At 68.5% G+C, this 12,385-nt stretch carries 13 protein-coding genes and 1 riboswitch; of the genes, 8 read left to right on the forward strand and 5 right to left on the reverse strand.

Annotated features, from left to right (window positions below):
* Window positions 1-1,760, reverse strand: a 1,760-nt coding sequence (locus MJ783_RS12825) for a bis-aminopropyl spermidine synthase family protein (protein WP_239310652.1), incomplete at its 3' end; no start/stop codon positions are given.
* A gap of 364 nt (window positions 1,761-2,124) precedes the next feature.
* Between MJ783_RS12825 and MJ783_RS12830 the strand changes: the two genes are divergently transcribed.
* The 4 genes from MJ783_RS12830 (at window position 2,125) to MJ783_RS12845 (ending at window position 5,901) form a co-directional block, all read left to right on the forward strand.
* Window positions 2,125-3,312: a histidinol-phosphate transaminase gene (locus MJ783_RS12830; RefSeq protein ID WP_239310653.1), complete on the forward strand. Its 1,188-nt coding sequence runs from the start codon at window positions 2,125-2,127 to the stop codon at window positions 3,310-3,312.
* Window positions 3,309-3,896 (forward strand): imidazoleglycerol-phosphate dehydratase HisB, encoded by a 588-nt coding sequence (hisB, locus tag MJ783_RS12835; protein ID WP_239310654.1) that lies wholly within the window; start codon window positions 3,309-3,311, stop codon window positions 3,894-3,896. The genes MJ783_RS12830 and hisB overlap by 4 nt, the downstream gene beginning before the upstream one ends.
* Window positions 3,897-3,939: 43 nt before the next feature.
* Window positions 3,940-4,554 (forward strand): imidazole glycerol phosphate synthase subunit HisH, encoded by a 615-nt coding sequence (hisH, locus tag MJ783_RS12840; protein ID WP_239310655.1) that lies wholly within the window; start codon window positions 3,940-3,942, stop codon window positions 4,552-4,554.
* Window positions 4,555-4,680: 126 nt separating this feature from the next.
* The gene (locus MJ783_RS12845) at window positions 4,681-5,901 is read left to right on the forward strand and encodes a cytochrome P450 (RefSeq protein ID WP_239310656.1); all 1,221 of its coding nucleotides are present in this window, start codon (window positions 4,681-4,683) and stop codon (window positions 5,899-5,901) included.
* 121 nt (window positions 5,902-6,022) lie between these two features.
* On the opposite strand, the gene MJ783_RS12850 is transcribed toward MJ783_RS12845, so the two are convergent.
* Entirely contained in the window at window positions 6,023-6,694 is a 672-nt protein-coding gene (locus MJ783_RS12850; protein ID WP_239310657.1) for a SnoaL-like polyketide cyclase, read from the reverse strand.
* 415 nt (window positions 6,695-7,109) lie between these two features.
* Here MJ783_RS12850 and MJ783_RS12855 point away from each other — a divergent pair, with 415 nt between their 5' ends.
* The 4 genes from MJ783_RS12855 (at window position 7,110) to MJ783_RS12870 (ending at window position 9,483) form a co-directional block, all read left to right on the forward strand.
* Window positions 7,110-7,523 carry a YccF domain-containing protein gene (locus tag MJ783_RS12855; RefSeq protein ID WP_308128326.1) on the forward strand — a complete coding sequence of 138 codons (414 nt, stop codon included), beginning with the start codon at window positions 7,110-7,112 and terminating at the stop codon, window positions 7,521-7,523.
* Window positions 7,524-7,690: 167 nt separating this feature from the next.
* Window positions 7,691-7,766: riboswitch (cobalamin riboswitch) on the forward strand.
* A gap of 56 nt (window positions 7,767-7,822) precedes the next feature.
* Window positions 7,823-8,053, forward strand: a complete 231-nt coding sequence (locus MJ783_RS12860; RefSeq protein WP_239310659.1) for a CbtB-domain containing protein — start codon at window positions 7,823-7,825, stop codon at window positions 8,051-8,053.
* Between the two features lie 12 nt (window positions 8,054-8,065).
* Window positions 8,066-8,839: a CbtA family protein gene (locus tag MJ783_RS12865; protein ID WP_255724408.1), complete on the forward strand. Its 774-nt coding sequence runs from the start codon at window positions 8,066-8,068 to the stop codon at window positions 8,837-8,839.
* The gene (locus MJ783_RS12870) at window positions 8,836-9,483 is read left to right on the forward strand and encodes a histidine phosphatase family protein (protein WP_239310661.1); all 648 of its coding nucleotides are present in this window, start codon (window positions 8,836-8,838) and stop codon (window positions 9,481-9,483) included. Before MJ783_RS12865 ends, MJ783_RS12870 begins: the two co-directional genes overlap by 4 nt.
* Before the next feature lie 76 nt (window positions 9,484-9,559).
* Here the strand turns inward: MJ783_RS12870 and MJ783_RS12875 are convergent, their stop codons facing one another.
* Genes MJ783_RS12875 through MJ783_RS12885 form a run of 3 tightly spaced genes read right to left on the reverse strand, consistent with a single transcriptional unit; the run spans window position 9,560 to window position 12,249 of the window.
* The gene (locus MJ783_RS12875; protein ID WP_239310662.1) at window positions 9,560-10,432 is read right to left on the reverse strand and encodes an ABC transporter permease; all 873 of its coding nucleotides are present in this window, start codon (window positions 10,430-10,432) and stop codon (window positions 9,560-9,562) included.
* Window positions 10,425-11,231 (reverse strand): ABC-2 family transporter protein, encoded by an 807-nt coding sequence (locus MJ783_RS12880; protein WP_239310663.1) that lies wholly within the window; start codon window positions 11,229-11,231, stop codon window positions 10,425-10,427. Before MJ783_RS12880 ends, MJ783_RS12875 begins: the two co-directional genes overlap by 8 nt.
* Window positions 11,232-11,244: 13 nt before the next feature.
* Window positions 11,245-12,249 (reverse strand): ATP-binding cassette domain-containing protein, encoded by a 1,005-nt coding sequence (locus tag MJ783_RS12885; protein ID WP_239310664.1) that lies wholly within the window; start codon window positions 12,247-12,249, stop codon window positions 11,245-11,247.
* Window positions 12,250-12,385: the final 136 nt, after the last annotated feature.

Raw genomic sequence — 12,385 nt, forward strand, 5'->3', positions numbered from 1 at the left:
ACCTGGGCCGCGATGCGTGCGATCTGGTGGCGGGGCAGGTCCATCAGCGTCGCGGCGAGCAGCCCCGGGTCGGCTACGGCTGTCTCGACGGCTGCTCGGGCGTCCTTCCTGGTGAGTGGACCGGCGGCGCCCGGTGCCGCGCCCCGGGCCAGCGCCTCCGCCCAGACGTTGCCGACCTTGCCGTGGGCACGGTCGAGCAGCCAGCGGACCATGCCTTCCCCCGCGGTCAGCTCGGCGGTCTCGATCGGGGCCGCCTCGACCAGGGCGAGCCGCTCGCCGGCAAGCCGCCGCCAGCACAGCCGCCATTTCGGCGCCACCAGCCCGCCCAGCGCACCAAAGGAGGCGGGGTCCGCCAGATCGGTATGACCAGCTGGGACAAGGGCGACCAGCCGGTCGGCGTTGACCGCGAGCAGGGTCCGGGCGAGCCACGGTCCCGGATCAGCTGTCAGGTCCGCGGCCACCTGCACCCGGCCGCGTCCGCTGACCGACCGTGGCAGCCCGCTTCGCAGCGCCGTGGCGAGACGGACATGGGCGGGCCCCGAGGGCGAGGCATCCGGAGCGCCGTCGCCGATGAACACCAGCCGGCCACCGTCGAGGCCGGCCGCGGCCGCCGCCAGCAGCTCCTGGGCGGCCGCCGGTGACGGCCCCGCGCTGCCGCTTTCCACCGCCTGCCGGCCCCGGGTGTAGATCGCGGCGCGGCCTCGGGGGCCGGGAGCCGCGCCAGCCAGCTGCCGCCAGGTGGCCGCGGTCGGCCGGCAGACGTACAGGTCACTGGCCGCGCCCACGGCCTCGGCACCGTCGTAGCCGTTGAAGTCCGCCATAATCGCCTCAACGGTGAGATGCAGGTCGCTGACGGCGCGCTGTACCTTCCAGCCGAGCGCCGGATGCAGATCACTGTGCCCGTAGGCGAGCAGCAGCCGGCCACGCAGGGTGTCACGCAGGCCGGCCAGCCCTCGTTGCAGGAAGAGGGTCACCCCCTCGGGGGTGTACGGCGGATCGGTGAAGATCAGATCGGCCCAGGACTCGGTGACGGCAGGCAGCCCGAAGCGCAGGTCGGCGAACAGGCAGCGGATGTCCAGGCCCCTCCGCCTGGACTGGGCATCGATGAACTCCAGCAGCCGTTCATCGAGGTCGACGACGGTCACGGACAGGTTCGGGACAAGGGAGCAGGCCGCCAGCGAAGTGAGATCATGATCGCCGATGCACAGCAGGCGCGCCCCGGCGAGGTCATAGGTGGAGTCCATCCACAACGCGCGCCGAGCAGCGGTCTCTCCGGTGGCCGGGACGTGGTCGAGGTCGACGCGCGACGGTGGTGCCGCGGCCACAAGCTCGGCCATGGTGTCCACCAGGGCCTGGCGCGCGGCGAGGCGTTGCGCGAGCGGATCGGTGAGCTGGGTGCGGCGGAGCTCGTCGAAGCCGAAATGGTCTCGATAGGTGACTACCAGTGACTCTTTGATCATTACCGCACCGCCGGGCCGCCCCGGCTCCTCCCGCAGGTCATCGGCGAGGCAGTCGAGGATCTCTTCGACATTACGGCGGGCCACCCCCGAGGCGCGGACGAGGTCGCCGATGGTCCACGGCCGTTCGGTCAGCAGCGCGATCACTCGCCGGAGCGGGCGTGCCTGCGCTCCGTAGCCGGCGACGAGGCGCTCAAGCCGGTCGAGTGCCCGGCCGCGGGCTGCCGGCGGCGTGTCCGCGACCGGCGGCGGGCCGATGCCGGCCATGCCCAGGTCGTTCTCCGCGGCGCCGTGAACTGTCATTTCCCCACCATCATCTTCCCATCCTCGCCCTTTCCGCACACTGTCGCCTTCCCACGGCTACCTTCCCGCCTTCCCCTTCCCCTTCCCCCTTCCCGCCCGCTCCCTTCCCGCCCGCGCCTGAGTTCGCGTATGGATAGTCTTGTCGTCGTGCTGAGAACGTTCGATCCGCGCACGGGCCTGCCGCCGGCTTCGCGGCCGTGCGGGCTCCCGCCCACGGCGCCGGACGTGCCGGCCGTTCTCGGCGCGGTCCGCCCTGTCCACGCCCACGCGGTGGAGGTGTACGTGCGATGACCGCACATGCGATGGCAGAGCATGATTCATCTTCCGGTGGTGGGCCGGTGGCCAGGGCCAGGGCCAGGGCCGCATGACACGCCCGCTGACCTTCGACGAACTGCCATTGCGCGACGACCTGCGGGGCCAGGCGCCGTACGGCGCCCCGCAACTCGACGTTCCGGTGCTGCTCAACACCAACGAGAATCCGCATCCGCCGTCCGCGGGCCTGGTGGACGCCATGGGCAAGGCCGCGGCGCTCGCGGCCACCGAGGCCAACCGGTACCCAGACCGCCAGGCTGAGGCGCTTCGGGCGGATCTCGCCTACTACCTCACCCCGGACGCCGGTTTCGGGCTGCGTACCGATCAGGTGTGGGCGGCGAACGGGTCGAACGAAGTGCTCCAGCAGCTGTGTCAGGCGTTCGGCGGGCCCGGCCGGGTCGCGCTCGGTTTCGAGCCGTCCTACACGATGCACCGGCTTATCGCGATGGCGACCGGGACTGGCTGGGCCGGCGAGCCCCGTGAACCCGACTTCACCATCACCCCGGCCGCGGTGACCGAGGCGATCCGCCGGCATCGGCCATCCCTGGTCTTCCTCACGTCGCCGAACAACCCCACCGGCACCGCGCTGCCGAACGACGTGCTGGCCGCCGCGTGCGCCGCCGTCGACGAGACCGGTACCGGCATGGTTGTCGTGGACGAGGCCTACGCGGAGTTCAGGCGGGCCGGGGTCGCAAGCGCTCTCGCCCTGCTGCCGTCACGGCCGCGGCTGGTGGTGACCCGGACGATGAGCAAGGCGTTCGCGCTCGCCGGCGCCCGGGTCGGTTATCTTGCCGCGCACTCGGCCGTCATCGACGCGTTGCAGCTCGTGCGTCTGCCGTACCATCTGTCCACCTTCACGCAGGCGGTCGCGCGCACGGCGCTCGCGCACGCCGACGAGCTGCTCGGCACCGTCGAGGCGGTGAAGGCGCAACGGGACCGGATGGTGGCCGAACTGACCGGGCTCGGCTGCGCCGTGGCGCCCAGCGACGCGAACTTCGTGCTGTTCGGGCGGTTTCCCGATCAACGCGCGGCCTGGCAGGCCTTGCTCGACGCGGGCGTCCTCGTCCGCGACGTCGGCCTGGCTGGCTGGCTGCGGGTCACCGCCGGTCTTCCCAGCGAGGTCGACGCCTTTCTCGCGGCCGTCGGCGTGCTGCTGGCCGACCCGGCCACGACGCCGGCGTGCTCCGATCACCCGGCGGCCACCCGGCAACCGGCTTCCGGGAAGGCAGGGCACGCATGAGCCGCACCGCCCGGATCGAACGCAAGACCCTGGAGTCGCACGTCGTCGTCGATCTGGACCTCGATGGCACGGGCGTGTCGTCGTCGTTCACCGGGGTCCCGTTCTTCGACCACATGGTCAGCCAGCTTGGCAAGCACGGCGGGTTCGACCTGACCGTGCGTACCCGCGGCGATCTGCATATTGACGCGCACCACACGGTCGAGGACACCTCGATCGCGTTCGGTGAGGCGCTGCGCGAGGCACTCGGCGACAAGACCGGGATCCGGCGGTTCGGTGATGCGCTGGTACCCCTGGATGAAGCGCTGGTGCAGGCGGCGGTGGACCTGTCCGGCCGGCCGTACTGCGTGGTCGTCGAGCCGGAGCTGATCGAGCTCATCGGCACCTACGACACGACGCTGACCCGTCATGTGTTCGAGTCGATAGCCGCCGCCGCGCGGATCGCGCTGCACGTGCGGGTGGTGTCGGGGCGCAACGCGCACCATGTGGTCGAGGCGCAGTTCAAGGCCGTGGCACGGGCGCTGCGGGACGCGGTGGCCCGCGATGGGCGGGTGGCCGGCGTGCCATCCACCAAGGGCGTTCTGTGACCGGGGTGAGGACCGTGACCGGGGCACGCGTCCCGCGCGGGGGATGGCGGTGACGGCTCCGAAGGTGGCTGTCCTCGACTACGGATCGGGGAATCTGCGCAGCGCGCAGCGGGCGCTTGCGCGGGTCGGTGCCGACGTGACCGTGACGTCCGACCTGGCTGCGGCCAGGGCCGCGGATGGGCTCGTGGTGCCCGGGGTGGGTGCTTTCGCCGCCTGCATGGCCGGGATCACCGCGGTCGGCGGGGCGGCGGTCATCCGTGAGCGTGTCGCCCGCGGGCGTCCGGTCCTCGGGATCTGCGTGGGTATGCAGGTTCTCTACGACCTGGGAGACGAGCACGGGGTGCGGACCCCGGGGCTCGGCGTGCTCACGGGCGAGGTACGGCGTCTCGCCGCGCCGATCCTCCCGCATATGGGCTGGAACACGGTGGCCCCGCCGGCCGGCACGGTGCTGTTCGACGGGCTGCCCGAAGCCGTCCGGTTCTACTTCGTCCACTCGTACGCGGCCAAGCCGACGCCCGAGGACACCGTGGCCGAGCATGGTGAGCCTTTTGCCGCCGCGGTGGAGCGGGGGCCGCTGTGCGCCACCCAGTTCCATCCGGAGAAGTCCGGAGACCCCGGTCGGCAGCTGCTCGCCAACTGGTTGGGCACGCTGCGTTAGCCCGCGTGGCTGACGTGATCAACAACGCAGGCTGTGGCGGGGGATAGGGCCGGGTCTGCCCGCCGTGTGCCGATCCGCGCTGGTTCCATGGTGAGGTGGGGGTAGCCGTCCCGGAAGGAGCGCGCGGTGGTCCCGTCCCATCGGGTCAATGCTCACGCAGGCCGCTTCGACCCACGTAGTCATGATCTTGTCCATGACCCGTATCCGGTCTTCGCCGAGCTTCGGGCCGCCGGCCGGCCGGTGTGGAACGACGACCTCGGGATGTGGCTGGCGGCCCGCTACCGTGATGCCGACGCGGTGGTGCGCCACCGTGGGCTGGGCCGGATCTGCCAGCCACGCCTGCCCGAGGAGCTGTGGGCCGGTTTCAACAAGCTGGAGCGGGACTCCATCCTGGGCTGTGAGCCACCGAAGCACACCCGGTTGCGCGGGCTGCTCGGCAAGGCGTTCGCCCGTGGCAACATCGAACGGCTGCGGCCGCACATCCGCGAGCTGTGCCAGGTCCTGCTCGACGGAATCGAGGCGCGGGCGCGCGACGGGCAACCGTTCGACCTGATCGCCGAGTACGCTGAGCCGCTCCCGGTGATGGTCATCGCGGAGCTGCTCGGTATTCCCGACAGCGACCGGCACCTGCTACGCCCGTGGTCGGCCGATCTGGTGAAGATGAACGAATACGAGCGCAGCCCCGCGCAGGAGGCCGCGGCACGGGTGGCGGCCGCCGAGTTCAGTGCCTACGTACACGCCCTTGCCACCGAGCGTCTCCGGCGTCCGGACGATGGCCTGATCACCCATCTCGTCCAGGCGGAGCAGGAGGGCGACCGGCTGGCCGAGGACGAGCTGGTCGCCACCGTTGTGGTGTTGCTCAATGCCGGGCACGAGGCCAGTGTCAACTGCCTCGGCAACGGCATGGTGGCGTTGCTGAGCCACCCCGAGCAACAGCGGCGCCTCGCCCGCCAGCCGGCGGAACTGGCCGCCACCGCGGCCGAGGAGTTCCTGCGTTTTGACTCGCCGTTGCACCTTTTCGAACGGACCGCCATGGCCGACGTGGAGATCGGTGGGGTCGTCGTGCGGGCGGGGGAACGGATCGCGGCGCTGCTCGGTTCGGCCAACCGCGACCCCGAGGTCTTCGAACGGGCCGACGAGTTCGATGTCGGCCGGGAACCGAATCCGCACGTCGCTTTCGGCGGCGGCGTCCACTTCTGCGTGGGGGCGCCGCTGGCCAGGGTGGAGCTCGAGACAGCCCTGCGCAGCCTGCTGGAGCGCTACCCGACGCTTTCCCTGGCTGGTACCCCTGTCCGGCGCCCCACGTTTGTGCAACGTGGCTGGTCCTGTATTCCCGTCACGGTCTGAATCACCGTTCTCCGCTGGGTTCCCGACGGGGATCGCCATCGCCGTCATTGTGATCGCCATCATTGTGGTGGGAACGGGGCGCTGGGCGCACGGGAGAGAACATTGCCGTGCGCCCGGCAGCCTATGACACCGGGTGGTTGCCGCTCAGCCGGCCAAGAAATTCGGTGTTGTCGTAAAAGTGCTCGACCTCGAGCAGTCTGAGGTCGTCGGCGACGCGGGCCACGCTGACACCGAACATCTCGACGCGTTCACCGGTCGGCTCGAACCCTTTGTAGGGTCCGCTGAAGGTACCCCAGTGGCGCCACTTGAAAGTGATTACAGGCGGCGGTGAGTAGACCTCCAGGATCTCCCAGAAGAAGCCGCCGGGAAGGGCCTTGAGGAAGACCTGATGGGAGGATTCGAAGGTCTCGTCGCTCGCCGAGTAGTAGGGGTTCTCACCTATGAGGATGTTGTAACTGCCTCTTTCAACGAGGTCCTGGCTGTTTGCCCAGGGGCCTCCGTTGACGCGGGTACGGAACTGGTCGGTGACCATGCTGACCCACTGGGCCGGGTCTTTCTTGTGGGAGACCTCCATCTCGAAGACCTGGACCACGCGTTCGACGATGTCGGCCAAGGACCCCTTGGCGTGCTCGTGGGTGCGTTCCTGAGGCATTGTCACTTTTGACAGATGGTAGTCGGGTGGCTCGCCGCCGCGCCACCGTATGCCAGTGGAACCAGCGATGACCGCGTCCCGGCCCTGTACATGCAACGGCTGGTCCGCTGCCTGGTCCGTTGCGTTCCTGTCGTTCACCATGTTGCTCCTTCTGCCGTCCGGGCGGTGTCAGGATGCGTCGAGCGCCGTCGTGGAGGTCTCCGAAGCGGGATGGGATCCGGCGCGCGGTCGATTCGTGCCACATACGTCGGTGCGGGTTAACGTGACGTCCGGACGTTCCGGACGCTCTGAACTTCCGCCTCCCCGGCATGCTACAGCTCATGATAATTATGGGAAAATGGGGCGAAAGTCCTGAGCCGGGTGAACTTATGAATATCCGGAGGTAGCAGAGTGCCAGGGTGTGCCGGCGGCCAAGGGCATAGTCAGGGCCACCGTCAAGAAGGTGGCGGCCGCGACGCGTGTGGTATAGGCGCGATCTTCGCCCCGCTGGATCCAGGCTTCGGGCCGGGCCGGGCCGGATCGTAGCCCTCCGACCGGGTAGGAAAGTGTTATGCGGATGGTGGGAAACGTTTTCTGGCTGTTGTTCGCCGGGTTTGAGCTGGCTGTTTGTTATCTTGTCGCCGGTATTGTGTGTTGCCTGCTGATTGTGACGATCCCGTTCGGGATCGCGGCTTTCAGGCTGGCGGGTTACGTCGTCTGGCCCTTCGGCCGGGTCGTGGTCGACCAGCCCGGTGACGCTCCGGTCATGCTTTTCCTGGTCAACCTGCTGTGGTTCTTGATCGCTGGGTGGTGGCTCGCGATCGGTCATTTGATCTTCGGCCTGGTGCTGTGTGTGACAGTTATCGGCATCCCGTTCGGTGTGGCGTCGTTCAAGATGGTCCCGCTGGCGATCGCGCCACTGGGCCGGCGGGTCGTCCCGTTCCGGGATCTTGACCCGCATGCCCGGGTCGCGGCATCCGTCTACCGGTGATGGTGGTTGTGGGTGCCGCGAGCCCGCCCACATATATGATCATGAATGGCTCGGGCTGGCGTCGGTCCGCCCGGACCCCCAGCCGCCCGGACCCCCGGACGGTTGAGTGATTGATGAGACTTGACGTGAGGGTTGGCTGCTGATTGTCTCTCTGATGTCCGAGTGCTGGAAGCCGGTGTGAATCCGGCGCGGTCGCGCCACTGTGACCGGCCCGCCCACAAGGAGCGACGTCGGGAGTCAGACCCATCGCCGGACATGTCCTGCCGAGTGGAACGCGTGATTCCTGTGGAGGTCTCGCAATGGCATCTGCACTGGCGTATCCTGCCGCCAACGTTCCGGCCACGCCCGCGGCCCTGCCGACGATCCCGTTGCGTGAGCTGGCCCCATTTGCGATCTTCGGCTCGGTCCTGGCGCTGCTCCTGCTGTACTTTGTCGGCGCCGAGCAGGGCGCGGTATCGCTTGTGGGCGGCAGCTATGTCCACGAGTTCGTGCACGACGCCCGTCATCTGCTCGGCTTCCCCTGCCACTGAGCGGGTTCCGAGATGGTTCGCGCCCTGTTGATTCGTGGGATGTTGGTGGGCGTGGTGGCCGCCGTGTTTTCCTTCGCCGTCGCCAAGGTCCTTGGGGAGAGCGAGGTCGGGCGCGCGATCGCCTTCGAGTCGGCGCGGGAAGCCGCCGAGGGTGTACACGGAACAGAACTCGTTCCCCGGGCGCTGCAGAACACCATCGGCTTGCTGACGGGCCTGTTGGCGTTCGGTGTCGCGCTCGGCGGCCTCTTCTCCCTTGCCTATGCCTGCGCACAGGGCCGCCTCGGCGCGCTGGGGGCGCGCGGGACGGCGGCGTTCGTGGCGCTCGCGGGATTCGTGGGAATGTACCTTGTGCCTGCCCTGAAATATCCGGCCAACCCGCCGTCCATCGGTAATCCGGACACCATCGGCGAACGCACCAGCCTGTATTTCACGATGATGTTGATTGCGTTGTCGGTGGTCATCGGCGGTTGCGTGACGGCTCGGCGGCTCACGGCGAGGTTCGGTGCCTGGGACGCGGCATTGCTGGCCCTGGCCGGTGGGCTGGTGATAGTCGGGCTGGCCTATTACCTCCTGCCGCAGGTGCACGAGACCCCGGACGCTTTTCCCGCTGATGTGCTGTGGCGGTTCCGCGTCGCCTCATTAGCGATCAACGTGACGCTCTGGGCGACGATCGGCCTGTTGTTCGGGGCGCTGACCGATCGCGCGCTGCGGGCTTCGGCAGCGGCTGGCTCGCCGGGGGGCCGCGGCGCGCCCGGGGCTGGATCGCTGGTCGCCACCGAGGCATGACCGGTCCTGGCACCGGCCCGCCGCGCCTCACGCTGATCAGTCACGCGCCGACCGCCGCGACGCGGGCCGCGCGGTTCCCGAGTGATGAAGGACTCGACGCCGGGGAGCTGCGCCGCTTCGCGGCCGTCGGAGCCCGCCGTGCTGACCTCGTGTTGTGTGACACGTCGCTGCGTACCCGTCAGACAGCGGACGCGCTCGGCCTGGCCGGCGCCACAGCTGATCCGGCACTGCGTGACCTGGATATGGGGGACTGGCGGGGGCGCGCGCTTGCGGAGATCCCATCAGCCGATCTTGCGGCCTGGGTCGGTGACCCGGCCCAGGCGCCGCACGGTGGCGAGTCCGTGGCCGAGCTCATCGGCCGTGTCGGGCAGTGGCTGGCGCGCGGCGCGCGGGTATCGGGACGCACCATCGCGGTGACGCATCCGGCCGTGATCCGCGCCGCGTTGGTCGCGGTGCTGCGGTCGCCAGCGGAGGTGTTCTGGCGTATCGACGTCCCGCCGCTGTCCACGACGTTCCTGCACGGGCGTGCGGGTGATGTCTGGAACCTGCGGCATGCCTGCCTGCCAATAACCGGGGAAATGACCGCGACAGGCGCACCGGATGAGCGGGAGACGAGTGCCGCGGTAACACCTACCACGGCATAGCCGTGCCGCCGTGCCAATGATCACGATCGTGATATCGCGGTCACGGTATGGATGCGTCACCGGCATATGTTGATGATCAGTTTCCGGTCGACCGGTAGTGCCGCAGGCCAGTACGCCATGCGGCCGCGGCGAGCGCGAGCCCGGCGGCGGCGACCAGCGGTGAGGCGAAGCGGACCATGATCGGTAGGTCGAGCGGGTCGGGCTTCGCGAGCACGTACAGCGCGGGCTGCCAATTGAGGAAGGCCAGCGGCACGATGAAGGTCAGCGTCCGCATGCCCTGCCGTCCATACAGCGACATCGGGTACTGCGTCAGGAAGTTGCCGCCGTAGGTGACCGAGTTCATCGCCTCCGCTGTCTGCTGGACGAAGAACTGGACGGCCGCACCGATGATCCAGATCGCGCTGAACAGGGCGACACCGGCTGTCAGCAGCACGGGTACGAGCAGCACCCGGCCCGTGTTCCACGGGACGTCCAACCCGGCGATCGCAAGCCCGAGTACCCCAAGCCCCTGAGCGAGGCCACCGAGCCGACGTGGTGAAAAGCCGTCCGTGGCGACCTGGACAAGCAGCCCGACCGGCCGGACCAGCATCACGTCGAGGCTGCCGTCGCGGATGCGTTCGCCGATGCGCTCCATCGACCCGAAGAGCAGATTGGACACGGCGAACGAGGTGGCGGACGTCCCGTAGAGGAAGGCCACCTCGGCGAGGCTGAAGCCGGCGAGCCGCGGCACGTTTGTGAACAGCACTTTGATCACCGCGATGTCAAGGCCGGTCGCGAGAAACTGTCCCATCGTCAGCAGCAGCACCGATGCGCGGTACTGCCAGGATGCCCGCGTCCACATCCCGGCGAACAGGAGGTACTGGCGTACCAGGAGGAAGCGGTCATGGTTTCCGGCCGCCGCATGTCTTTCCGGTTCCAGCCGGGGCGCCGGGCCGGCGTTCTCACCCACCCTGGATCACCAGCTTCCGGGTGGCCTGAGCGGTGAGAAGGCCACCGATCCCGAACAGCGCGGCGGCCCACGCGACCTGGAAGGCGAGCCCCGTGAACAGTGACGTGTCCGTACGCTTGCCCAGAAAGATGTCCGCTGGTATTTGCATCATGGCGGCGAACGGCAGGGCCTGGGCCGTGGCCCGCAGCACGGTGGGCATGATGGCAAGAGGGACGGAGACACCGGAGAAGAACACCGCGCACAGGGTGTAGGCGTTTTCCAGACCGCGTTGATCGAGTAGCCAGAACGAAGCGAGAGCGATCAGATAACGCAGCCCGAAGCTGACCAGGAAGCCCAGCATGATGGATAACGCGAACAGCCCCCAGATGGTCGGGTCGCTGGTGATGCGCAGGTCGAACAGGACCGCGGCGACCGCCATCGGCGGCACCCCGCGGACGACCAGTTGGACGGCGCCGCGCCCGGCGTCATCCGCCAGCCACCAGGCCTGGAGGTTCACCGGCCTGGCCAGGTCCACGGCCACAGCGCCGGAGCGGATGCGTTCCGGCAGCTCGATGCCGCCGCCGAACAGCGCCATGGATGTGATCAGCGCCTGTCCGAGAAACACGAACGTGACCACGCCGGCAGTGTCGTACCCACCGAGACCTGGCCGTTGGCTCCAGACCTGGAGCAGGACGTAGGCGCGAATGATCCCGAAAACGGTGTTGGTGAATGCTCCGGCGGCGGTCGCGGCTCGGTAGCTCGCGTATCGGCGGGCGCTGCATCGGGTGACGGTGAGGTAGGTGATGAGTGGGGCTGTCATCGTGATCAGGTCATCACCGTGCGGTTGTCGGGTTGGGTTTCGGGCCGGTCTGGCTGGGCAGGGGCGTCCCGCTCATGCCCGCGGCGTAGAGCTGGGCGATGACGTCTTCGATCGCGGGCTCCCGGATGGACAGGTCCACCAGGGGGTAGCGGTTGGCGATCGCGGTGACCAACGGTGCCGCGCTTGCCGCTGTGGGGAACGCCAGCCACTGGCGTGGCCCGTCGACCCGCACCACCCTGGCACCAGCGACGTCGATCGGCGGGTGCGGTCCAGAAAGATCGACGATCAGAGTGCGTTCGCCACCGATGCGGGCGCGCAGATCGGTCAACAGCCCGTCGAAGCCGAGCCGGCCCTGATCGATGACCAGCACTCTGGGGCACAGCTGCTCGATGTCGGTCATGTCGTGGGTCGTGAGCAGGACCGTTGTCCCGTGTTCGCGGTTGAGGCCGGTAAGGAATTCGCGCACCGCGGTCTTGGACACGACATCAAGACCGATTGTCGGCTCATCAAGGTAGACGATTTCGGGGTCATGCAGCAGCGCGGCGGTGAGATCGCCGCGCATGCGCTGGCCTAATGACAGCTGGCGGACGGGGGTGTCGAGGAAAGGAGCCAGTTCGAGGATGTCGACGAAACGGTCCAGATTCTGTCGAAATCGGGCGGCTGGAACATGATAGATATGCCGGAGCAGGTTGAAACTGTCCCGCAGCGGCAGGTCCCACCACAGCGTTGTGCGCTGTCCGAAGACCACCCCCAGGCGATGGGCCAGCTGCATCCGCTGCCGGGAAGGATCAAGACCGCTGACCCGGATGCGGCCGGTGGTGGGCGTCAGGATTCCGATGAGCATTTTGATGGTCGTGGACTTGCCGGCGCCGTTCGGGCCCAGATACCCGACCATCTCGCCGGCCCGGACACGGAAGGTCAGATCGGTTACGGCCGGCACGTCCACTCGTTCGCGGCGAAACCGGCCGGCCCTGCGCCGCAGCACGAACGTCTTCTCGACCTCGGCGACGTCGATCACGGTATCGGTATCGGTATCGGCGTGGTGCGGGTGAGCTGTGCTCTGCCGCCCATCGTGTGGATCATCGGTCTGGCCTGCGGACGGCTGGCGCGGCACGGTCACAGTCAATGATCATAGCGGTGTCGTTGTCTTAGTG

This window comes from Protofrankia sp. Cj3 (assembly GCF_917627355.1).
In the GTDB taxonomy this organism is placed as follows: domain Bacteria; phylum Actinomycetota; class Actinomycetes; order Frankiales; family Frankiaceae; genus Protofrankia.